At 71.5% G+C, this 22935-nt stretch carries 19 protein-coding genes; 13 read left to right on the plus strand and 6 right to left on the minus strand.

The features are described from left to right. Positions 1-147 precede the first annotated feature (147 nt). Both ACFYWQ_RS05315 and ACFYWQ_RS05320 read left to right on the plus strand, forming a co-directional pair. Positions 148-2889, plus strand: a complete 2742-nt coding sequence (locus tag ACFYWQ_RS05315) for a family 78 glycoside hydrolase catalytic domain (RefSeq protein WP_389513038.1) — start codon at positions 148-150, stop codon at positions 2887-2889. Between the two features lie 411 nt (positions 2890-3300). Then, positions 3301-4578 (plus strand): MFS transporter, encoded by a 1278-nt coding sequence (locus ACFYWQ_RS05320; protein ID WP_389513040.1) that lies wholly within the window; start codon positions 3301-3303, stop codon positions 4576-4578. Between the two features lie 120 nt (positions 4579-4698). On the opposite strand, the gene ACFYWQ_RS05325 is transcribed toward ACFYWQ_RS05320, so the two are convergent. Together ACFYWQ_RS05325 and ACFYWQ_RS05330 are read right to left on the minus strand one after the other, a co-directional pair. After that, positions 4699-5016, minus strand: a complete 318-nt coding sequence (locus ACFYWQ_RS05325) for an AzlD domain-containing protein (RefSeq protein WP_389513042.1) — start codon at positions 5014-5016, stop codon at positions 4699-4701. After that, positions 5013-5696 carry an AzlC family ABC transporter permease gene (locus ACFYWQ_RS05330; RefSeq protein ID WP_389513044.1) on the minus strand — a complete coding sequence of 228 codons (684 nt, stop codon included), beginning with the start codon at positions 5694-5696 and terminating at the stop codon, positions 5013-5015. Before ACFYWQ_RS05330 ends, ACFYWQ_RS05325 begins: the two co-directional genes overlap by 4 nt. 68 nt (positions 5697-5764) lie before the next feature. Here ACFYWQ_RS05330 and ACFYWQ_RS05335 point away from each other — a divergent pair, with 68 nt between their 5' ends. Next, positions 5765-6328, plus strand: coding sequence for a helix-turn-helix domain-containing protein (locus tag ACFYWQ_RS05335; RefSeq protein ID WP_389513046.1), 564 nt, complete (start codon positions 5765-5767; stop codon positions 6326-6328). Positions 6329-6480: 152 nt separating this feature from the next. On the opposite strand, the gene ACFYWQ_RS05340 is transcribed toward ACFYWQ_RS05335, so the two are convergent. Next, positions 6481-6684, minus strand: coding sequence for a cold-shock protein (locus ACFYWQ_RS05340; RefSeq protein WP_003974443.1), 204 nt, complete (start codon positions 6682-6684; stop codon positions 6481-6483). Positions 6685-6972: 288 nt separating this feature from the next. On the opposite strand from ACFYWQ_RS05340, the gene ACFYWQ_RS05345 reads away from it, so the two are divergent. From ACFYWQ_RS05345 to ACFYWQ_RS05365, 5 genes are all read left to right on the plus strand, one after another. Beyond that, positions 6973-7821, plus strand: coding sequence for a menaquinone biosynthetic enzyme MqnA/MqnD family protein (locus ACFYWQ_RS05345; protein ID WP_389513048.1), 849 nt, complete (start codon positions 6973-6975; stop codon positions 7819-7821). 181 nt (positions 7822-8002) lie between these two features. Next, positions 8003-9853 carry a serine/threonine-protein kinase gene (locus tag ACFYWQ_RS05350; RefSeq protein ID WP_389513050.1) on the plus strand — a complete coding sequence of 617 codons (1851 nt, stop codon included), beginning with the start codon at positions 8003-8005 and terminating at the stop codon, positions 9851-9853. A 1217-nt stretch (positions 9854-11070) separates the two neighbouring features. Next, positions 11071-11973, plus strand: coding sequence for a prepilin peptidase (locus ACFYWQ_RS05355; RefSeq protein ID WP_389513052.1), 903 nt, complete (start codon positions 11071-11073; stop codon positions 11971-11973). A gap of 72 nt (positions 11974-12045) precedes the next feature. Further along, complete coding sequence (gene mqnC, locus ACFYWQ_RS05360; RefSeq protein ID WP_389513054.1) at positions 12046-13245, plus strand: cyclic dehypoxanthinyl futalosine synthase; 1200 nt, start codon at positions 12046-12048, stop codon at positions 13243-13245. Positions 13246-13252: 7 nt separating this feature from the next. Continuing rightward, the gene (locus ACFYWQ_RS05365) at positions 13253-13858 is read left to right on the plus strand and encodes a hypothetical protein (RefSeq protein WP_389513056.1); all 606 of its coding nucleotides are present in this window, start codon (positions 13253-13255) and stop codon (positions 13856-13858) included. A gap of 166 nt (positions 13859-14024) precedes the next feature. Here ACFYWQ_RS05365 and ACFYWQ_RS05370 read toward each other — a convergent pair whose 3' ends face one another. Next, the gene (locus tag ACFYWQ_RS05370) at positions 14025-15062 is read right to left on the minus strand and encodes a chitinase (protein ID WP_389513059.1); all 1038 of its coding nucleotides are present in this window, start codon (positions 15060-15062) and stop codon (positions 14025-14027) included. Between the two features lie 391 nt (positions 15063-15453). Between ACFYWQ_RS05370 and ACFYWQ_RS05375 the strand changes: the two genes are divergently transcribed. Genes ACFYWQ_RS05375 through ACFYWQ_RS05390 form a run of 4 tightly spaced genes read left to right on the plus strand, consistent with a single transcriptional unit; the run spans position 15454 to position 20435 of the window. Beyond that, positions 15454-15753 (plus strand): hypothetical protein, encoded by a 300-nt coding sequence (locus ACFYWQ_RS05375; protein WP_389513062.1) that lies wholly within the window; start codon positions 15454-15456, stop codon positions 15751-15753. Positions 15754-15784: 31 nt separating this feature from the next. Further along, positions 15785-18121: a bifunctional polysaccharide deacetylase/glycosyltransferase family 2 protein gene (locus ACFYWQ_RS05380; RefSeq protein WP_389513063.1), complete on the plus strand. Its 2337-nt coding sequence runs from the start codon at positions 15785-15787 to the stop codon at positions 18119-18121. Continuing rightward, a complete protein-coding gene (locus ACFYWQ_RS05385) occupies positions 18121-19707 on the plus strand; it encodes an acyltransferase family protein (RefSeq protein WP_389513065.1) in 1587 nt (528 codons plus the stop codon). Before ACFYWQ_RS05380 ends, ACFYWQ_RS05385 begins: the two co-directional genes overlap by 1 nt. A 32-nt stretch (positions 19708-19739) precedes the next feature. After that, entirely contained in the window at positions 19740-20435 is a 696-nt protein-coding gene (locus ACFYWQ_RS05390; RefSeq protein ID WP_389513068.1) for a demethylmenaquinone methyltransferase, read from the plus strand. Positions 20436-20465: 30 nt separating this feature from the next. On the opposite strand, the gene ACFYWQ_RS05395 is transcribed toward ACFYWQ_RS05390, so the two are convergent. Both ACFYWQ_RS05395 and ACFYWQ_RS05400 read right to left on the minus strand, forming a co-directional pair. Next, positions 20466-20780 (minus strand): PASTA domain-containing protein, encoded by a 315-nt coding sequence (locus tag ACFYWQ_RS05395; protein WP_389513070.1) that lies wholly within the window; start codon positions 20778-20780, stop codon positions 20466-20468. Positions 20781-20902: 122 nt separating this feature from the next. Next, the gene (locus ACFYWQ_RS05400) at positions 20903-21427 is read right to left on the minus strand and encodes a GNAT family N-acetyltransferase (protein WP_389513072.1); all 525 of its coding nucleotides are present in this window, start codon (positions 21425-21427) and stop codon (positions 20903-20905) included. A 98-nt stretch (positions 21428-21525) separates the two neighbouring features. Here ACFYWQ_RS05400 and ACFYWQ_RS05405 point away from each other — a divergent pair, with 98 nt between their 5' ends. After that, entirely contained in the window at positions 21526-22821 is a 1296-nt protein-coding gene (locus ACFYWQ_RS05405) for a geranylgeranyl reductase family protein (RefSeq protein WP_389513074.1), read from the plus strand. Positions 22822-22935 lie beyond the last annotated feature (114 nt).

Consider the following 22935-nt stretch of genomic DNA (forward strand, 5'->3'; position numbering starts at 1 on the left):
TCCGTCACGGCACTCTCGGTGGCTGCCCCCGCATGGGGCATGGATGTACGGCGGTCGACCGACCTTTGACGAAAACCTTGCACCCTAGGTTTTGGTGACCTATGTTCGCGGAGCGCCGGGACGACCCGGTGCAGCGAAGGAGCATCCATGACCCAGCGAAGCTGCCGGGACCTGCGCGTCGAGCACCTGTGCCGCCCCCTCGCGGTGGGTGCCGTCTCCCCGCGCTTCTCGTGGATCGCCGACCACGCGCAGACGGCGTACCGCCTCGTCGTGACGGATGCCTCGGGCTCCGTGACGTGGGACTCCGGTCGCGTCGACAGCTCCGAGACGTCGCTCGTCGCGTACGCCGGCACGCCGCTCGCGGCCGGCGCCGACTTCGACTGGCGGGTCGAGAGCTGGTCGCGGGACAGCGTGCTCGATGGCGGTTCGACCTTCGGCACGGCCCCCGACCTGGACGCGTGGAGCGCTCCGTGGGTCGAGCCCGTGCAGGTCTCCGCCGTCGTCGAGCGCTGGTCGCTCCTCGACTGGATCCGAGGCGGCGGCCCGACGGCGCCGGTGGAGGAGCGCCTGCGGCCCGCGAACCTGCTGCGCCAGGCGTTCGTCCTCGACGAGGCTCCCGTCCGTGCCCGCCTGCACATGACGGCACGGGGCGTGTACACGGCCTGGCTGGGCGGCGAACGCGTCGGGGACGAGGTGCTCGCGCCGGGCTTCGACAGCTACGCACACCGCATCAGCGTCCAGACGTACGACGTCACGCGGCAGCTGACCGCCGGTGAGAACGTGCTCGCGGTCGCCCTCGCCGACGGGTGGTGGGCGGGGCGCATCGGGCTCACGGGTTCGAGCGCGCAGTTCGGCGACCGCACCTCCGTGACGTGGGAGCTGCACGCGGCGTTCGCCGACGGCCGCACCCGCGTCATCCGGCCGGGCGCCACCGACGTGCGCAGCGGCACGGGTCCGTGGCGGTACACGGACCTCTTCGTCGGAGAGTGCTACGACGCCCGCGCGCTCCCCGACGGATGGCGGGAACCCGGCTTCGACGACAGGGCGTGGACGCCCGTGGTCCAACGCGGCGTGGACGCCCGTGCCCTCGTGCCGTTCCGGGGCGAGCCCGTCCGCCGCGTCCAGGAGGTCCCGGCGCGCACCGTCCGCGCCACGCCGGACGGGTGGATCGCCGACTTCGGCCAGGTGATCGCCGGCCGCGTGCGCCTGACGCTGCCGGCACTGCCGGCGGGCAGCCGCGTCGTCGTCGAGCACACGGAGACGCTGGACTCCGACGGCTCCTGGTTCGTCAACATCGCCGGCATCAACAAGGAACAGACCGACGTCTTCGTCGCCGACGGCGAGGAAGCGGAGTGGGAACCCGAGTTCACCTTCCACGGCTTCCGGTACGCGCGTGTCCGCGGCGTCGACGAGCTGCGCCCGGAGGACGTCGTCGCCGTCGTCCTGTCGAGCGACCTGGAGCAGACCGGCCGCTTCTCGACCTCCGACGCCCGACTGAACCGCCTGCACGAGAACGTCGTGTGGAGCCAGCGCGCCAACTTCCTCTCCATACCCACCGACTGCCCGCAGCGCGAGCGCGCGGGATGGACGGGCGACCTCCAGGTGTTCGCACCCGCGGCGGCGAACAACGCGCTCGTCGCACCGTTCGTCTCGCGCTGGCTCGACAACCTGCGCTCCGACCAGCGCTCCGACGGACGCGTCACCATCACGTCGCCCTACTCCCCCTTCGACGCCGAGGCCGCGGAGAAGGCCACCGGCCTCGGCGGGATCGTCGCCGCCGCCGGGTGGAGCGACGCGATCGCGATCGTGCCGTGGACGCTCTACGAGCGGTACGGCGACGTCCGGGTCCTGGAGGACAACTACGACGCCGTCCTCGCCTGGATCGGCTTCCAGACACGGACCGCGGCCGACGAACTGCCCGCCACGCTCGCCGCCGGGGACCTGTCGCCCGAGCGACGCGCCCGGCAGGCGCTTCTGTACAACACGGGCGAACACTTCGGGGACTGGCTCACGCCGAGCACGATGGAGGGGCGACCGACGCACGAGGCGATCGGCATCGCTCCGGCGCTCACCTCCGAACTGGTCGCGCCGATGTTCCAGGCGCACACCCTGACCCTGGCGTCGCGGATGGCGGAGGTCCTGAACCGGCCGGAGGCGGCCGGACTCGCCGCACGTGCCGCGCGCGTGCGGGAAGCGTTCGCCGCGGAGTACGTCTCCGCGGACGGTGGGCTCCCCGTACGACTTCAGGGCATGTACGCCCTCGCGCTGGGCCTCGGCACGATCCCCGACGACCTGCGGGAGGCGGCGGGCGACCGGCTCGCCGAGCTGGTGCGTGAACGCGGCAGCCGCCTCGACACGGGCTTCCTCTCCATGCCGTACCTCCTCGACGCGCTGTGGGACACCGGACACCGCGATCTCGCCCGCGCCGTGCAGTGGCAGAGCGAGGCGCCCTCCTGGCTGTCCCAGGTCGACCGCGGTGCGACGACGATCTGGGAGACCTGGGACGCGATCGCTCCCGACGGCACCATCCGCGCGATGTCCTTCAACCACTACGCGTTCGGCTGCGTGGACGACTGGCTCTTCCGCCGGGTCGCCGGCATCACCCCCACGGCGCCCGGGTACCGCCGAGTGCGCATCGAGCCCGACCTCGACGCGGGCGTGACCCGCGTCGACGCCGCGGTCGGCACGCCCTACGGCGAGATCGCGGTGGTCTGGCGACGCGCCCAAGGGACCGTGACCGTCCGGGTGACCGTGCCCTTCGGCGTCGAGGCCACCCTCGTCGTCGCGGGTGAGACCGTGCCGCTGGGACCGGGAACGACCGAGCGCGCCTGGGACCGTGTCGAGGAACGCGCCCGGGACCGTGCCGACGAAGGAGCGGAACACGTCTAGTCCCTTCTCGCGCGTCTAGTCCCTTCTCACGCGTCTAGTCCCTTCTCACGTCGCGTGGCCGACGGACCGCTCCTGACGGTGTGGTCCGGTCACGGCGACGAGGACTGCCACGGACGGTGCGACCTTCGGGGTCCCGGGAACGTCCCAGGGCCCTGAGGGCAGCTCGACGTACCCCTGTGGGCCCGCGACGGAGGGCACGGCATCCTCCCGACCGCGTCCCACGGCGCCGACCACCTCGCCTTCCTCACCTCGCCTTCCCCACCGCGCCTTCCCCACCCCGACGACTCGCCCGCGAGAACGCGCGCCCCCTCGTCCACCCCGCCATCGATCGAGCTCAGGTCCGCACCGACCGCGGCACCGAACCGGCTCCCCGATCCCGACACGCGCCACCCCTGTTCGAAGGAGAACACGATGTCCCGCGCTGTCCAGGTCGTGCCCAGCACGTCCGCCGAGAAGGCCGCAAGACCCCGCCCGGCCTTCCTCCTCCTGCTCGCCGCCGCCGTCGCGACCGTCTACGGCGTCCTGCTCTCGAACACCATCCTGACCCTGTCCCTCAAAGCCACGGAGATCGACGCGCAGGGCGCCACCACGGTGCTGTCCGTCGTCGTCGGCGTCGGCAGCGTGTTCTCCGTCGTCGGGTACCCCGTGGTGGGGCGTCTGAGCGACCGCAGCCTGTCGCGGCTGGGACGGCGCCGGCCGTACCTCTTCGCGGGTGCGGTGCTGATCGCACTCGGCGCCGTCGTGACGGTGGCTGCGGTCGACGTGCGCACGCTCACCGCCGGGTACATCCTCACGACGCTCGGCTCCGTCTCCGCGCTCGTCGCGTGCACCGCGCTCGTGCCCGACCAGTTCCCCCCGGCGGAGCGAGGGCTGCCGTCGGCCGTGCTCGGACTGGGCGCGCCGGTCGGCGCCGTCCTCGGTCTGTTCGTCGCGCAGCTCGTACAGCCGGACCTCGCCGCGATGATCTTCCTGCCCGCCGGCATGGCGGTGGTCGCGGTGGTCGCCCTCGCCCTGACGGCACGCGATCGGCGGCTCTCCCGCGACGAGCGCCCCGACTTCTCGCTGCGCGAGTTCCTCGGCACGTTCTGGGTGAACCCGGTGCGGCACCCGGCGTACGGCTGGGCCTGGTTCAGCCGCCTGATGATCTTCTTCGGTGTCGCCGCCGTCAACGGGTACCAGGCGTTCTACCTGATCATGGTGCACCACATCGACCCCGCCACGGTCGGTACCTCGGTCTTCGTGGCGTCGCTCCTCTCCACAGGGCTCTCGCTCACGTTCGCGCCGCTGCTCGGCAAGTTCTCGGACATGGTCGGTCGCCGCAAGCCCTTCGTCATCGCGTCGGCGACCGTGTTCGCGATCGGCCTCGGCATCACGGCGATCGCCACGACCTATCCGATGTTCCTCCTCGCCGTGGCCGTCATCGGCATCGGCCAGGGCGTCTACTTCGCCGTCGACTACGCGCTCGTCCTCGACGTGCTGCCGGACCCGGACAATCCCGCGAAGGACCTCGGCCTCATGAATCTCGCGAACTCGCTGCCGACGTCGATCGTCCCCGCCGTGGCGCCAGCCCTGCTCGCCCTCGGCGCGACCGCGTCGAACCCGCAGAACTTCACCACGCTCTTCCTGGCCGGCACCGCCGCGGCCGTGCTCGGCGCCCTGCTCATCCTGCCGATCAAGGGCGTGAAATGACCCTCTGACGGGGCGGCCGTCGGCGGGACCACCGGCCCACCCCACGGCCCGAACGGGCCCCCTGGCCGCCCCCCGCCGACAAAGCCACTCCGAGAACGGCCGCTACGGCCGCTACGGCCGCTACGCGACCCCGACCGCCCGCAGCCCGGCCGTCGCCACCGCCGCCCCCAGCACCACCGCCGGGAACGGCGCCCGCTTCCACGCCAGTACGGCGCCCACCAGCACCCCGGCCGGCCGCGCCCACCCGGCGAAGCCCCCGCCCTCGGTCAGCGCGCCCGTCGCCAGCAGCGCAACCAGCAGCACCACGGCCCCCGCCGACAGCAGCTCCCGCACCCGCGCGGGCAGTTCGACCCGCCCGTGCAGCGCGGGCCCGACCAGCCGGAAGGCGTACGTCCCCACCGCCAGCACCGCGATCACCGCGACGACCGACGCACTCATACGGCGGCCCCCTCACGGCCGTACAGGAACAGCCCGGCGAGCGCCAGCAGCACCGGCACCCCGGCCGGGACGAAGGGGGTCGCCGCGAGGGCGATCAGGGCGCCGAGGGCGGCCGGGCGCCGCAGGGGGCGGCTCGCGCGGAGGGACGGGAGGACCAGGGCCACCAGGACGGCGGGGAAGGCGGCGTCCAGGCCGTAGACGGTGATGTCGCCGAGCGCGGTGCCCACGAGCGCCCCGGCGAGGACGCCCAGGTTCCACACGGCGAACAGGCCGAGACCGGACACCCAGAAGGCGGCGCGGCGGCGCGCCGGATCCGGCTGGGCCAGGGCGAAGGCCACGGTCTCGTCCGCCACCAGGTGCGCGCCCAGCAGACGCGTCGCACGGCCGGGGCCGAGCAGGTCGGCGACGGCGAGGCTGAACGCGGCCGCCCGGGTGTTGAGGAGCAGACCGGTGGCCGCCGCGGCGAACGGGCCGCCCCCGGCCAGCAGCACCCCGACCGCGCTGAACTGCGCCGAACCCGCGTACACCACCAGCGACATCACCACCGGCACCCAGACCGGCAGCCCTCCGGCGACGGAGAGCGCGCCGAACGAGACGCCGACGACCCCGCTCGCCGCCCAGACGAGGGAACTGTCACGGACCAATGACCCGAACGACTGAGTCCGGAGGAGCGAACGCATGTTTTCTACAATGAACAGACCCACTGGTGTTCGTCAAGGCGAACGAACGTACCGACGGAGCGAACGGCATGTCCGACGTCCCCGCCCGCCTGCCCCTCGACTGGATCGCCGCCTCCCTGCGGCGCGAACGCACCCGCGCCGGGCTCTCCCTCTCCGAGCTGGCCAAACGGGCCGGCATCGCCAAGTCCACGCTGTCCCAACTGGAGGCGGCGGGCGGCAATCCGAGCATGGAGACCATCTGGGCGCTGGGCGTGGCGCTGGGGGTGCCGTTCAGCGCGCTGGTCGAGCCGCCGGTGTCCGCCGTCCAGGTGATCCGCGCCGGGGAGGGCCCGACGGTCGCCTCGGAGCAGGCGCCGTACGTGGCGACCCTGCTGTCGGCCAGCCCGCCGGGTGCCCGGCGCGACCTCTACCACCTGCGGGCCGAGCCGGGGGCCGTTCGGGCCTCGGAGCCGCACATCCCGGGCACGGTGGAGCACCTGATCGTGAGCACCGGACGGGTGAAGGCGGGGCCGGCCGGGGAGACGGTGGAGCTGGAACCCGGCGACTACATGACGTACCGGGGCGATGTGCCGCACTCGTACGAGGCGTTGGTGCCGGGCACGACGTTCGTGCTCGTGATGCAGCATGTGTGACAGGCGGGGAAATTCGCCGGGAATTCACCTGAACGTAGAAGATCCGGGCGCCGGACGGCGGAAGGGGCGGGAAAAGGCAGGAGCCCCGTTGCCTTGCGGCACGGGGCTCCTTGGGTACTGCTCTCAGACTTGCGATCTCACGGGTGTGACGATCAGACGGGGGTGACGTTCTCCGCCTGCGGGCCCTTCGGACCCTGGGTCACGTCGAAGGAGACCTGCTGGTTCTCCTCGAGGGAACGGAAACCCTGCGCGTTGATCGCGGAGTAGTGGACGAAGACGTCGGGGCCGCCGCCCTCCTGGGCGATGAAGCCAAAGCCCTTTTCGGCGTTGAACCACTTCACGGTTCCGGTAGCCATAAGCCCTCCTTGGGCCCAAAGGGTTGCCCTGCTCCAGAACCCTGCAAGCGTGAAAGCAAGTGCCGCACAACTGCATACGTCTGAAAACGACGAGAGCCCGCGGTTACATGCTCCGCAGGCTCTGTACTGCAAGGGAAACCAAACTGCAACTTGCGGCGAGCCTAGCACGCGGGCACCCGAAAGCAATAGAGGTCAAGATCACGTCACCCGGATGTTTGAAGATCCGGTGAAGGCGTTGACCCGGGGGCCGGAGATCGGAGCGTACCGGACGGGGTCTAGTCTCGCGATGTGGACAATTCTCGCACCCGGCCGCGCGTCGGCCACATCCAGTTCCTGAACTGCCTGCCCCTGTACTGGGGGCTCGCGAGAACCGGCACGCTCCTCGACTTCGAACTGACCAAGGACACCCCGGAGAAGCTCAGCGAGCGGCTGGTCGCGGGAGAACTGGACATCGGCCCCGTCACCCTCGTCGAGTTCCTGAAGAACGCCGACGACCTGGTCGCCTTCCCCGACATCGCCGTCGGCTGCGACGGCCCGGTGATGTCCTGCGTGATCGTCTCCCAGGTCCCGCTGGACCGGCTGGACGGCGCCCGGGTCGCGCTCGGCTCGACCTCGCGCACCTCCGTGCGCCTCGCGCAGCTGCTGCTCTCCGACCGCTACGGCGTCCGGCCCGACTACTACACCTGCCCGCCCGACCTCAGCCTGATGATGCAGGAGGCGGAGGCGGCCGTCCTCATCGGCGACGCGGCGCTGCGGGCCAACCTGCTGGACGGCCCCCGGTACGGGCTCCAGGTGCACGACCTCGGGGCGCTGTGGAAGGAGTGGACCGGCCTGCCGTTCGTCTTCGCCGTGTGGGCCGCCCGCCGCGACTACCTCGCACGCGAGCCGGAGATCACCCGCCAGGTCCACGAGGCCTTCCTCGCCTCCCGCAACCTCTCCCTGGACGAGGTCGGCAAGGTCGCCGAACAGGCCGCCCGCTGGGAGGCCTTCGACGAGCGGACCCTGGAGCAGTACTTCACGACGCTCGACTTCCGCTTCGGCGGCCCGCAGTTGGAGGCCGTGACCGAGTTCGCCCGGCGCGTCGGCCCCACGACCGGCTTCCCGGCGGACGTGAAGGTGGACCTGCTCCGACCCTGAGGCCCCCGCGAAGCGGCTGCCGTTCCGCCCCTGAGGCCTCCTCCGCGAGGCGCCCCCGTTCCGCCCCTGAGGCCTCCTCCGCGAGGCGCCCCCGTTCCGCCCCTGAGATCCGGCGGGCCCGGGCACTACCCTGCTGGGGAGTGAGGCGTTACGTGAGGCGTTACGGGGGAGAGGGGACGCCATGCAGCCGCTCGGAGCCGACGAACCCACCGAGGTGGGGCCCTACCGGCTGCTCGGCCGGCTCGGCTCCGGCGGGATGGGCCGCGTCTACCTGGGGCGCAGTGCCGGCGGCCGCACGGTCGCGGTGAAGATCGTGCACCCGCACCTCGCCCTCGACGAGGAGTTCCGCGCCCGCTTCCGGCGCGAGGTCGAGGCCGCCCGGCGGGTCGGGGGCGCCTGGACCGCGCCGGTGCTGGACGCCGACCCGGAGGCGGGCGTGCCCTGGGTCGCCACGGCGTACGCGGCGGGCCCCTCCCTGGCGGCGGCCGTCGCCGGTACGGACGGGGGAGCGCTGCCCGAGCACACCGTACGGGTCCTGGGGGCGGGGCTGGCGGAGGCGCTGGTGACCGTCCACGGACTCGGACTCGTGCACCGGGACGTCAAGCCGTCCAACGTCCTGCTGACCGTCGACGGCCCCCTCCTGATCGACTTCGGCATCGCGCGCGCCACGGACGGCACGGCGTCGCTGACGTCCACCGGCGTCTCCGTCGGCTCGCCCGGATACATGGCCCCCGAGCAGATCCTCGGCAAGGGCGTCACCGGAGCCGCCGACGTCTTCTCCCTCGGCGCGGTCCTGGCGTACGCGGCCACCGGCGAGCCGCCCTTCCGCGGCGACACCTCCGCCGCCCTCCTCTACAAGGTCGTCCACGAGGAGCCGGAGCTCGACGGACTCGGCGGTGTCCTGCGGGAGATGGCCGAGGCCTGCCTGGCGAAGGACCCGCGCGCCCGGCCCGCCCCCGGGGAGGTGGCCCGACGGCTGGCCCCCGAGGGCGCCGCCCGGCTGGTGGCGGCCGGATGGCTGCCGGGGGCGGTGGTGGAACAGGTGGGGCGCAGCGCCGTACGGGTGCTGAACCTGGAGGGGACCGGGGCGGGGACCGGCGCCGGAGCGGCCCCGCCGTGGGACCCGGCATCGGTCCCGACCTCGACCCCGGCCGCGGCCCCGGCCGCGGCCCCGGGTCCGGTCTCCGGGCCCGTGGAGTTCAGCAGCCCTTCGGTGGGGCAGCCGCATCGCCCCGTCAGCGTCGGCGAGTTCGGACCGCCCCCCGTGATGCCTGCCCCCGTGATGCCGCCCCCCGTGATGCCGTCTGACGTCACGTCGTCTGCCGCCACGTCGCCACCCGAGACGCTGCCCCCGGCGGACGCGATCCCCGCGCCCCGCCACGGCGGTGACCGGCCCGGCGACCGGCCCGGAAAGCTCTCCGTGAGCCTCGCGGCCACCGCCGGCCCGGGCGAGGCCGGCGGTGGTCGCCGCCTGAGCTGCACCGTCGCCCTGGCGGTCGCGGGGGCGCTGGCCGCGGTGACGGTGGGCTCGGTGTTCGTCCTCGACCTGCTGCCGGGATCGTCCGACAGCGGGCACGACTACGCCGACGGCGCCCCCACCTCGACATCCCCCACGGCCACGGAGCTTCCCGGCTCCGGCGACGGCGAGGGCGACGGCGAGGGCACCGCCACGCCCGCCGCCGCCCTCCCGACCGGCTACCTCGGCACCTGGGAGGGCCAGGCCACCGGCCTCGACGGCCAACTCCCCATGGGCACCTTCCGGGTGACCGTCCACCAGGCGGCCGTGGGCCGGGAACTGGGAGAGATGCGCCAGACCGACCTCCTGGGCGCGGTCTGCGTCGATGTCCTCACCCTGAAGCAGGTGACGGCGAAGGAGGTCGTCGCCACCGCGAAGGGCGCCACCGGCAACCACGCCGGCTGCAACCCCGACCCCCACACCGTCCACCTGACCCCGACGGGCGACGACCTGACGTACACCTCGGACAGCGATGCGGAGGGGCGGCCGGTGGCGCGGATGGCACGGGTGGACTAGCAGGACGGGAGCAGGTACGGATCCGGCCACGGGAACGAGCGCATGACTCCTCGAGCAGTGACGGATCGTCCGCCGACGAGGGTCACCGCGACTCGGCCTTCCGGCGGCACAGATGGTTCGACAGGAAGCGGTGGCTCTGCATCGCGGGACAGAGGTGCGTGGCCGGCCGGGGACGAAGAACAGCCTCATTCTTCGGGGGTACTCCCGCGAGATCGACCAGGACATGGCAATCTGGAGAGGAATGAATGCGCTGCATTGCAGCAGCTGGTGAGAGCGAAGGGTGGCATCACTGCCGTTCCTCGGCTGACGAGAAACCCTCGGTTCGTGAATAATCCGCAGGCCGTTCGGAAGGTGATGGAAATCCACAACCGGACCTATCGATGACCTGCAACCTTTTCACTGTTGATCGCCCGCCGTCGTCCTGGATCGCCGACTCTTTGGCGTCAGTATTCCACGTGACATCAAATGCGGTCTTCTTCCTCCAGGAAGCGGTGACCGAGCGGCCGACAGAAGCGGAATGCGCTGCCAGATTCGCAGCAACGGCACAGACCGTCGTCCTGCACCCGGCGGAGGAGCGCATCCCAGCGCGCACTGGCTGGTGACCCCTACCGGCCTGGTGACCCGCGCTCGTCTCCTGGCCTCGGACGACGAGTCGCCCGTGTACTCCCTCGACGCCGTCGAGGACGCGGTGCCCGAACTTCCCGAAGCGCGCGTCATGCAGCCTTCCGGAGTTCGTGCGTGAGCAGCTCGTCCCGACGCCGACCGCCAGGGACTTCCTGTCGGCTGTGCATGCTCACGGTCAGAACGAGAACAACTGCGCTGATTCGGTTCTCAGTGAGGACGTGGGAACTCCGCTGGACAGCGCCCGCGTGCACCTCGCCGAGTGGGAGAGGACGGTCCGCCGAATGCGATCGGGCTGGCAGCCGACCGGCCGCTATCCAGTCGAGCCTGTTGTTCTGCACTGGAGCGACAGCTGATTCTGATCGGCGGCCCGGTGAGGGATGACCAGAAGCAATGGAAAGGCAAGTTCGGTTCGCGGGCGGCATCCTGAACGGGCCGTGACCGCTGTGCGTCCGGGCCTTCATGACGGGCCTTCGTGACGGGCCTTCGTGACGGGGCGTCGGGTCCCGGCCGCGGCATGGGAAACATCCGTCCAGGAGATCGACGTCTCGGTACGCTCGACGCACCACTGCGACTTCGACAGGAAGGCCGGCGTCATGACCGAACTCACGTCGGTCGACGCCGCGCTGATCGTCGTCGCGGCGCTGTGGGGTGTGGTGGCGGGTGCGCTGCTGCCGCGGGCGGTCTACCGGTTCTCGGTGGAGCTGCCCCCGGAGGAGGAGCAGGACGAGCAGGAGGCCGAGGGGGCCGTGCCTGCCCCGGTCCAGGAGGGCTGGCGGAGCACCTGTCCGGGCGGACACCCGATCACGGGCTGGCTCGGCCCGGCCCGCTGCCCCGACTGCGCCGCCCCCTCCCCGCCCGCATCCCAGGCCCCCGGCGCCTCCCCGCCCGCATCCCAGGCCCCCGGCACCTCCCCGCCCGCACCCCACACCCCCGGCGCCGCCCCCTCCGCCCGCTACGGCCCCGGCGCGGCCCGTCTCGCCGTCGTCACCGCGCTCGTCTGTGGCCTCGCCGCCGTCGCCACGGGGCTCCGGCCCGAGCTGGCCGTCTGGCTGCTGCTCGCGCCCGTCGGCGTGCTGCTCGCGGTCGTCGACCTGCGGGTGCGGCGGCTGCCCGACCCGCTCACCCTCCCGCTCGCCGCGGCCGCCCTCGCCCTGCTCGGCGTGGCCGCGCTGCTGCCCGAGCACGCCGGGCACTGGACGACGGCCCTGCTCGGGTCGCTCGCGCTCGGCGCCGGTTATCTCGTCCTGCACCTGATCAACCCGGCCGGCATGGGCTTCGGCGACGTGAAGCTGGCGCTCGGCGCGGGCGCCGTGCTCGGCTGGTACGGCTGGGCCGCGGTCATGCTGGGCACGTTCGCCGGGTTCCTGCTGGGCGCGCTGTACGGGGGCGCGCTCGTCGTCGCGGGCCGGGCGGGACGCGGGACGACCATCCCGTTCGGGCCGTTCCTGATCGCGGGGGCGTTCACGGGGCTGCTGATCGGCGCGTACGCGGCCTGAAGTCCAGTGGTGCGAAGGGCTGGCGTAGGCTGGGTCGGTCCGTCCACAACCCTTGACGAAAGGGACGCTCCGGTGACCGAGAAGGCCGACCTCCAGTCCGTCCTCGACCGTGCCGCCGAGGGCGGGCGGATCACCCCAGAGGAGGCGCTCGACCTCTACCGCGACGCGCCCCTGCACGCGCTGGGCGCCGCCGCCGACGCCGTACGCCGTCGCCAGTACGCCGGGACCGAGCACATCGCGACGTACATCATCGAGCGGAACATCAACTACACCAACGTGTGCGTCACGGCGTGCAAGTTCTGCGCCTTCTACGCGGCCCCCAAGGACAAGGACAAGGGCTGGACCCGCGACCTCGACGACATCCTGCGCCGGTGCGCGGAGACGGTCGAGCTGGGCGGCACCCAGATCATGTTCCAGGGCGGACACCACCCCGACTACGGCGTGGAGTACTACGAGAAGCACTTCTCCGCCATCAAGAAGGAGTTCCCGCAGCTCGTCATCCACAGCCTGGGGGCGAGCGAGGTCGAGCACATGGCGCGGATCTCGAAGGTGTCGGTCGAGGAGGCCATCACCCGGATCCACCGGGCCGGGCTGGACTCCTTCGCCGGCGCCGGCGCCGAACTGCTGCCGGCCCGCCCGCGCAAGGCGATCGCCCCGCTGAAGGAGTCCGGCGAGCGCTGGCTGGAGATCATGGAGGCGGCCCACGACCTCGGCGTCGAGTCCACCTCCACCATGCTCATGGGCACGGGCGAGACGAACGCCGAGCGCATCGAGCACCTGCGGATGATCCGTGACGTGCAGGACCGCACGGGCGGCTTCCGGGCCTTCATCCCGTACACGTACCAGCCCGAGAACAACCACCTGAAGGGCCGTACCCAGGCGACCCTCTTCGAGTACCTGCGGATGATCTCCATCGCCCGCCTCTTCCTCGACAACGTCCGCCACATCCAGGGCTCCTGGCTGACGACGGGCAAGGAGGTCGGCCAGCTGTCCCTGCACTACGGCGCGGACGACCTCGGCTCGATCATGCTGGAGGAGAACGTCGTCTCCTCGGCCGGCGCCAAGCACCGCTCCAACCGCCTGGAGATCATCGACCTGATCAGGAAGGCGGGCCGCGTCCCGGCGCAGCGCTCCACGACGTACGAGCACCTCGTCGTCCACGACGACCCGGCGAACGACCCCGTCGACGAGCGCGTCGTCTCCCACATCTCCTCGACCGCGATCGAGGGCGGCACGGCCCACCCCGAGCTGAAGCTCCTCGCCTCCAACTAGCCGCCCGATGCTCACGATCCACGCCGACTCCAGGGGCTGGGCGTTCGCCGTCGACGGCGCCCGGATCGCCGAGGCGGGCCCGCTGGAGAAGCTCCTCGCCGACCGCCCGCGGGCCCGGGTGCGCCGGTGGCCCGGCATCCTCACCCCCGGGCTGGTCAACCCCCACGGCACCGAGCTGCTGGAGGAGACGTACCACCCCGATCCGCGGGAGGCCGACGAGCTCGGCACCGAGCCGCTGACCGGGGACGCGCTCACCGCGCTCGCCATGGACGACGCCCGCTGGGGCGCGAGCGCGCGGCGCGGGGTGCAGCGCATGCTGGCGCACGGCACGGTCGCCGCGGCCTGCGGGAGCTTCCGCAACCGGGCCGTGCGGGACGCCGTGCGCCGCTCCGGCCTCGGGGTGGTGGACCGGATCGGGCGGCCCCCCGGGGCGCCCTCGCTCGACCCGTACGCGGGCGGGCGGCAGGGGGAGTTCGCGCCCCCCAGGGAGAGCGGTTCCGCCGCCCGGTTCGCCGTCTTCGACGTGCCGGACGAGGCCGCCCTCGTCGAACGCGGCGCCGCGACCTGCGTGGCCACCGTCCTCGAAGGACGCCTCGTGTACCGCCGACGCTGAGCGGGGCGGTACACGAGACGGCCGGCGCTGAGCGGGCGGTACACGAGACGGCCGACGCTGAGCGGGCGGTACACGAGACGGCCGACGCTGAGCGGGCGGTACACGAGACGGCCGACGCTCAGCGGCGTGGTACGCCGAGACGGCCGGTCCCGGCTCGTCTGCTCGCCTACTCGCCCGCGAAGGCCTCGGCGAACGCCCCGTCCTCCTGCTCGACCCCGCTGCACGTGGTCAGCGCGTCCTCCGTGGAGGCGCCGTCCTCGCACTGCGTGTCGCGGAAGGTCACCCACATCGACACCCAGGAGATGCCGTTCTCCTCGGCGAACGTCCGCACCTCGGCGGCGTCGGCGAGCGTGAACGTCTCGTTGGCGACGTCGTTCACGCCGATCATCGAGGTGAGCGCCATGCCCTTCCAGGCCGCCTCGTCCGACGTGCCGAACATGTCCTTCAGCTGGGTGTGCGCGGCCGTGGCCGAGGTGACCGCGTACTCGCCCATGTCCCCGGTGTACGACGAGCCGTAGTTCATCGTCATCAGGTTGATGGTGGAGACCTGGACGTCGTACTTGTTCGCCGACGTCAGCAGCGCGAGGGTGTCGGAGTCCAGGCCGGACGGCATCACCGGGACGGTGAAGGAGACCTCCAGGTCCGGGCGGTCCGCCTGGAGTTGGGCGATCGCCTGCGACCGCAGGGCGACCGACGCCGAGTCGGTCAGGTCGTCGCCCTCGATGTCGAAGTCGGCCTTCGTGGAACCGGCCGCGTCGAGGGCCGCGCCGTACGCCTCCGCCAGCTCCGACACGCTGTCACAGGTCGAGGCCAGCTCGTCGCCGGAGGCCCCGCCGAAGGAGACGCGGACGGAGGCGCCCGTGTCCGTGAGCTTCGCTATGCGGGACGCCACGGTCGTGTCGTCGATCGCGTGCGTGCCGTTCCACTCCGGCGTACAGCTGCTGCTGTCCGAGATGACGAACGCCAGGTTGTAGGTCGAGGGCGAGCCCGTCGAGTCGGTGTCGTAGGACGTGGTGGCGCTCACATAAGGGGCGTAGGTGGTGCCCGAGGACGCCGTGGCGCTCTCGGACGGGGAGGCCGTCGCGGATTGTTCGGGCGTAGCGGGTGCTGCGTCCGACGAGTCGTCGGACCCCGCGGAGCATCCCGCCGTGGCCAGGGCAAACAAGCAAGTGAGCCCGGCCGCCGGCTTCAGGAGACTCCTCATTGCGCATGCACCCGCTCTCGTGATTTCTGTCTCAGGATGGAAACAAAGTGTGGTGTCGAAGTGGAAATGTCTCACATGCGGGCGGCCCGCGCGGGGGTCCTCAGGGCATGGACAGCCGGTGGACATAAGGGCCCAAAGATGGTTCATTTTCCACCTGAAAGGGGCAAATGGTCCTGCCTTCCGGTCGGTAGGCCCCATGGGGGGACGGTGGGACTCTCAGGCAAGAGACAGGTTCGGCCGTTCCTCATGGCTGCCTCACATGAAGTACAGAGTTTGGATCACATAAACGCTCCCTAATCTCTGTGGAATGCATTCCGAGCCTGGTATCGAAAGCCGTGCGGCCGCTCGCGGTCGCCGTCGCAAACGCGGCAGCGACTCCGCGGAAGGGCCCGTGTTCGTCGACAACTCCGGACGCAGGTCCAAGCTGCTGCGCCGGATCGGCCTCCTCATCAGCGTCGGCTGTCTCGCCTACGCGGGCGTCCTCGGTGCCGCGTTCATGGGCTGGGGCACCTCGCTGACCCCGTCCTCGCTGCTGCCGTTCGGCGGGAGCGGCCAGGGTGCCCAGGGCGGTCAGGGACCCGCCGGCATCCGCCCGGACGGCGGCGTGGGCAACCAGGTCGGCCTGCCCGGCACCACCCCGCCCTCGGGCACCGCCTCACCGTCCCCGTCCGCCTCGGCGACCGCCAACTGACGCCCACACCGACCGGAACGCAGCCACCCTCATGACGACGACTCCCTCCCGCCGGCGGCGCCGTGCCCCCTCCCGCATCGAGCGGGCGGCGGGCAAGGCCGCGGCGCTGCAGAAACCGCGTGTCATCCTCGCCCTGCTGCTCCTGCTGGGGCTCACCAGCGTGATGCTGCTCGACGGCTACCTGCGCTCCGAGGTCGGCAACGACCAGCGCGTCCGCGACGGCGCCAGCGCCAGCAAGGTGCCCGACGAGGTCCTCGAGGGCGGCCCGATCCTGACCTTCCGGGGCGGACAGGCCACCATGCTCTCGGTGCCGGACAAGACGATCGCGCTCACCTTCGACGACGGCCCCAACCCCACGTGGACGCCGCAGGTGCTGGAGATCCTCGAGGAGTACGACGTACCGGGCACGTTCTTCGTGGTCGGCTCGATGGTCTCGCGCTACCCGAGCATCGTGAACGACATGGTCGAGCAGGGCAACGAGATCGGCATCCACACCTTCACCCACGTCGACCTCTCCTACCAGAGCGACGCCCGCATCGAGCGCGAGATGACACAGACCCAGCTCGCGCTGGCGGGCGCGGCCGGCATCACCACCACGCTGTTCCGCGCGCCGTACTCCTCGGAGACGGACGCCATCGACAACTACAGCTGGCCCGTCTACGAGAAGCTCGGCGAGGACGGCTACACCAGCGTCTTCATCGACACCGACAGCGACGACTGGAAGCGGCCGGGCGTCTCGAAGATCATCAAGTGGGCCACGCCGGAGGACGACAAGGGCGCGTCGGTGCTGTTCCACGACGCCGGTGGCGAGCGTTCGCAGACGATCAAGGCGCTGCCGAAGTACATCGAGAAGATGAAGGCGAAGGGCTACACCTTCACCACCGTCAGCGGCGTCATGCAGGAGCAGACCGCAGGCGCTCCGGCGGCGGCGAACTCCGGGCAGCAGCAGGACACGGGGACCGCCACGACCGAGGCGGGCACCCCCACGGCGGGCGCGACCGCCGGCACGGGCGGGCAGCCCGGCACCGCGCCGAACGGTGCGGGCGAGGCCGTCAACTCCCTCCAGGCCGCGCACCGCGAGGCCACCGGCGTCACCCTGTACGAGGGCAAGGCCCTCATCGCGGCGGTCGCCTTCGCCGAATGGACGGTCCCCGCGCTCTCGTACGGACTGATGGTCGTCGGCGTGGCGGTCATGGGCCGCTTCGGGATGATGCTGATCCTGGCCCGCCGGCACTACAGAATCCGCAACAAACGCCGCTTCAGCTGGGGACCGACGGTCACCCGGCCGGTGAGCGTGATCGTCCCGGCGTACAACGAGAAGGAGTGCATCGCCAACACCCTCGAGTCGCTGGCGCGGAGCACCCATCCGATCGAGATCCTCGTCGTCGACGACGGCTCGACGGACGGCACGTCGGAGATCGCGCGCGCCGCGGCCGACAAGCTCGGCATGACGAACGTCCGGGTGATCCGGCAGGAGAACGCGGGCAAGCCGGCCGCGCTCAACAACGGTGTGCGCAGCGCCAGTTACGACATCGTCGTGATGATGGACGGCGACACCGTCTTCGAGCCGGAGGCCGTGCACCAGCTGGTGCAGCCGTTCGCCGACCCGAAGGTGGGCGCGGTCGCCGGCAACGCCAAGGTCGGCAACCGCAACACGATCATCGGCGCCTGGCAGCACATCGAGTACGTGATGGGCTTCAACCTCGACCGCCGCATGTACGACCTGCTGCGCTGCATGCCGACGATCCCCGGCGCCATCGGCGCGTTCCGCCGGGACGCCGTCCTGGAGGTCGGCGGCATGAGTGAGGACACCCTCGCCGAGGACACCGACATCACCATCGCCATGCACCGCGGGGGATGGAACGTCGTCTACCAGGAGCACGCCATCGCCTGGACGGAGGCGCCCGGCTCCCTGAAGCAGCTGTGGTCGCAGCGCTACCGCTGGTCCTACGGCACCATGCAGGCGCTGTGGAAGCACCGCAAGTCCCTCACGGACAAGGGCCCCTCGGGCCGCTTCGGCCGCGTGGGCATGCCGCTGGTCGTCCTCTTCCAGATCATCACGCCGATCTTCGCCCCGCTCATCGACGTGTTCACCATCTACTCGATGATCTTCGTCGACTTCCAGGCGGCCCTGCTGGCCTGGCTGGCGGTGCTCGCGGTCCAGCTGTTCTGCGCGGGGTACGCCTTCCGGCTCGACCGGGAGAAGTACCGCTACCTGCTGATGATGCCGCTCCAGCAGCTCGCCTACCGCCAGATGATGTACCTCGTCCTCATCCACTCCTCCATCACCGCTCTCACCGGCGGCCGTCTGCGCTGGCAGAAGCTGAAGCGGACGGGCGAGGTGGGAACCCCGGCCGGGGTGAGCTGATGAGCTGGGAGCAGCAGGGCCAGGGGGAGGGGTACGGCCAGGGCCGGGGGCAGGGGTACGGCCACGGACACGGCCAGGACCAGAGTCACGGCCAGGGCCATGGACACGGCCAGGGCCATGGACACGGCCAGGGCCACGGTCAAGGGGGCGGGCAGGAGGGCTGGCCGCAGCAGGGCTGGCCCGCCCAGCCCCACCAGCAGCCGTACCCGCAGGGGTACGAGGGCGGCTACGGGTCCGGCTACGGGCAGCAGCAGTACACGCAGCAGCAGTACGGGCAACAGCAGTACGCGGGGCAGGGGCAGCCGTACCCCCAGCAGTACGCGGGGCAGGGGCAGCCGCCGGTCCAGGCGCCGCCCCGGCCCCAGCCGGTGGACCAGACGGCACCGCTGCCCGCGGTCGCGGTGGACGAGCCGGAGCAGACGGGGGAGCCCGCCGAACCGGTGGAGGCGGGGGAGCCCGCCGAGCCGGGCCGGCCCCGTCCCGCCGGCGCCGCGGAGCCCGGCAGCCCCGCGGCCGCCGCGGAGGGGGAGAAGTCCTCGGGGGCGCCCAGGGCGGGCGTCCGCGACCGGTACTTCGACACCCTGCGCGCCCTGGCGCTGATCCGTGTCGTCACCTACCACACCTTCGGCTGGGCCTGGGCGAGCGTGGTCTTCCCGTCCATGGGGATCATGTTCGGCCTGGCCGGCACCCTGATGGCGAAGTCCCTGGAGCGCCCCGCGCTCAAGGTGATCAAGAGCCGGATGCGCCGGCTCCTGCCGCCGTTCTGGTTCTGGGGCGTCTTCGTCGTCGTCGCGATGCTGATCCACGACTGGATGCCGGGCTGGCAGATCGTCTACTGGATCGTGCCGCTGGGGGACCCGCCGGGCAACGCCTGGGGCGAGCAGGCCTGGGAGATCCTCTGGTACCTGCGGACCTACCTGTGGTTCGTCCTGCTGTCCCCGCTCCTGCTGCGGGTGTTCCGCCTCGCCCCGATCCCGGTGCTGGTGCTGTCCCTCGTGCCGATCATGGTCCTGACGTTCGTCTGGGCCGGTCCCGACAACCGCGTCGGCACCGCCCTGTGGGACCTGTCGACGTACCTCTTCTGCTGGATGCTCGGCTTCGCGCACCGCGACGGCGTCCTCCAGCGGATGAAGCCCGCCCTGGTGGTCGTCCTCTCGCTCGCCGCGATGGCCTACGGCGGCTGGTACGCCCTCGCCCACCAGGCCGAGTTCGGCACCTACGACCTGGACGAGAACCCCCTCGCACAGGCCTTCTGGTCGGCCGGTTTCGTGATGCTGCTGATGTGGGCCAAGGCGTACTTCGGCATCGACTTCGCCTGGCTCACCCGCTACCGGCGCACCAACCGGATCGTCACGGTCTTCAACGCGCGCGCCGTGACGATCTACCTCTGGCACGAGATCGCCCTGGTGCTGGCGGTCCCGCTGATCGACACGTTCTGGAACGTGCCCGCGTTCGAGAAGTACCTGCCGCTGGAGAGCATGTGGTTCATGTTCGGCGTCGGCTGGGTGCTGATCGTGCTGTTCGTGCTGCTGTGCGGGTGGGTCGAGGACGTCGCGGGGAAGAAGCGGCCGCGGCTCCTGCCGTGAGCCGCTCCCGGCCGGGCTGCAAGAATGGCGGGGTGACCCGCGCTTCCCTGAACAAGCAGCCGCACGAAGTCGCCTCGATGTTCGACGACGTGGCGGAACGGTACGACCTGACGAACGACGTCCTCTCGCTCGGTCAGGACAGGAGATGGCGCAAGGAGGTCGCCCGCGCGGTCGACGCCCGTCCCGCGCAGAAGGTCCTGGACCTGGCGGCCGGGACGGCCACCTCCTCCCTGCCGTTCGCCCGGACCGGCGCCTACGTCGTCCCCTGCGACTTCTCCCTCGGCATGCTCCAGGTAGGCAAGAAGAAGCACGCCTGGCTGCCGTTCACGGCGGGCGACGCGACGCGGCTGCCGTTCAAGGACGACACCTTCGACGCCGTCACGATCTCCTTCGGGCTGCGCAACGTGCAGGACTTCGACTCCGCCCTGCGTGAGATGCACCGGGTGACCCGGCCGGGCGGACGGGTCGTGATCTGCGAGTTCTCGCACCCGACCTGGGCGCCCTTCCGCACCGTCTACACCGAGTACCTGATGCGCGCCCTGCCCCCGGTGGCGCGCGCGGTCTCCTCGAACCCCGACGCGTACGTCTACCTCGCCGAGTCCATCCGTGCCTGGCCCGACCAGCCCGCCCTGGCCGAGCACCTGCGGAAGGCCGGCTGGTCGAAGGTCGCCTGGCGCAACCTGACCGGCGGTGTGGTGACCCTGCACCGGGGCTTCAAGGAGAGCTGACCCCGGGCCGCCGCGGCACCCACGCGACGCCTACCCGATGACCGGCTCGAAGGCGTCTCCCGGCCGGTCCAGCTCGCGCTCCAGCCCGCCCCCGCCCGGTCTCGGCAGACGGGGTTCGCGGACGCCCGCACCCCCGCCGCCCTCGCCGTCGGCGAAGTCGAACCACACGGTGACGACCGCCCCGCGCGGTACCCCGGCACCGGGCGGCGGGTACTGCCGTACGACGTAGTCCACGACGGTGCGGTGGAAGTCGGGCCGGTCGGGCGCGGCCAGCAGCACTCCCTGTGCCGTGGCCGTCTCGCGCGCGTCCATGGCCATCAGGCCGACGAGTTTCGGCACGCGCACTTCGGGTGTTTTGGGCTGTATGAGCACAGATGTCACCCCCAGTGGTACCGGAAGAGTAGCCGCACGGCGGCGCCATCCGGAAGTGTTCGGTGCCTATCCGTAGTAATTTCCGCGCCTATTGGCTACACAGGGTAATCGCCGGTGAGGTCGAGGCGGTAGCAGTGCCCCTCCCGCCCGGCCCCCGGTGTCGTGAAGACCTCCGCCAGCCGCATACCGAGCCGCCGGGTGACCGCGATCGAACGGGCGTTGCGCGCGTCGACCATGGCCACCACACCCGGCACCCCGGCCGCCCGCACCCGCTCCAGCGTCATCCGCGCGGCGGCGGTCACATACCCCTGGCCCCAGTGGTCCCGGCCGAGCCGCCAGCCGATCTCGATCTCCCCCGTTGGCCCCCACTCCCGCTCCCAGGGCTGGGCGCCGGTGAAGCCGACGACCTGACCCGACGCGTCGAGCACGGTCCACAGGCAGAAACCGCGCTCGGCGTCGTGCCGGCGCTGGCGGGCGGTGAGCTCCTCGTAGACGGACAGTCCCGCGGGCCTGCCGCCGTGGAACTCCATGACGTCCGGGTGGGCGAAGGACCGGTGCCAGGCCACCGCGTCCTCGTCCGTGGGGACACGCAGCCGTACGACGGGGAGAACTCGGTTCACGGAGGCAGCCCTTCAGCCGGGTGATCGGTACCGCTGAATAGACTGCCCATGTCCCGTGCCGGCCGGCACACAGATGTCGAACTTGGGGAGATCCCGCCGTGACCGTCGAGACCGAGCCCCTCTCCGGAAACGCCGCCGACGTGATCGTCGTCGGGGCGGGCCCGGCCGGATCCACGACCGCGTACCACCTCGCCAAGGCCGGACTCGACGTACTCCTGCTGGAGAAGACCGAGTTCCCCCGCGAGAAGGTGTGCGGCGACGGTCTCACCCCGCGCGCGGTCAAACAGCTCGTGGCCATGGGCATCGACATCTCCGAGGAGGCCGGCTGGCTGCGCAACAAGGGCCTGCGCATCATCGGCGGCGGGGTCCGCCTCCAGCTGGACTGGCCGGATCTCGCCTCCTTCCCCGACTACGGACTCGTCCGCAAGCGCGACGACTTCGACGAACAGCTGGCGCGCCAGGCGCAGAAGGCGGGCGCGCGGCTGTACGAGCGCTGCAACGTCGGCGCCCCGATCGTCGACGACCGCACCGGCCGGATCACCGGCGTGCGCGCCAAGCTGGGCGAGGAGAAGCGCGACGTCACCTTCCACGCCCCGCTGGTCGTCGCCGCCGACGGCAACTCCACCCGGCTGTCCCTGGCCATGGGCCTGCACCGCCGTGAGGACCGTCCGATGGGCGTCGCGGTCCGCACCTACTTCACCTCCCCGCGCCACGACGACGACTACCTGGAGTCCTGGCTGGAGCTGTGGGACCGGCGGGGACCGGGCGAGGACCGGCTCCTGCCGGGCTACGGCTGGATCTTCGGCATGGGCGACGGCACCTCCAACGTCGGCCTGGGCGTCCTCAACACCTCCGCCTCCTTCAAGGAGCTGGACTGGCGCGAGGTCCTCAAGGCCTGGTGCGCCTCCATGCCGGAGGACTGGGGCTACACCCCGGAGAACATGACCTGCCCCATCCGCGGCGCCGCCCTGCCCATGGCCTTCAACCGCAAGCCCCACTACACCAAGGGCCTGCTCCTCGTCGGCGACGCCGGCGGCCTGGTGAACCCCTTCAACGGCGAGGGCATCGCCTACGCCATGGAGTCCGGTCAGATCGCCGCCGACGTCATCGTCCAGGCGCACGCCCGCGCCACCCCCGGCCAGCGCGAACTGGCCCTCCAGCGCTACCCGCAGATCCTCAAGGACACCTACGGCGGCTACTACACGCTGGGCCGCGCCTTCGTGAAGCTCATCGGCAACCCGAAGGTCATGAAGATCGCGACCCAGCGCGGCCTGACCCACCCCCTGCTGATGAAGTTCACCCTGAAGATGCTGGCGAACCTGACCGACCCGACGGGCGGCGACGCGATGGACCGCATCATCAACGGCCTGAGCAAGGTGGCGCCCAAGGCGTGACCGGCTCGACCGGCTCGACCGGCGGGGGCGAGACCCCTGCCGGTCCCGTGGGAAGCCCGAAGGGCCGCTGCCCCCGAGCGGCAGCGGCCCTTCGTCCCGTGTGCCGGGCGCGGT

Origin of the sequence: Streptomyces sp. NPDC003247, from assembly GCF_042888135.1 — a bacterium.
Classification (GTDB): domain Bacteria; phylum Actinomycetota; class Actinomycetes; order Streptomycetales; family Streptomycetaceae; genus Streptomyces.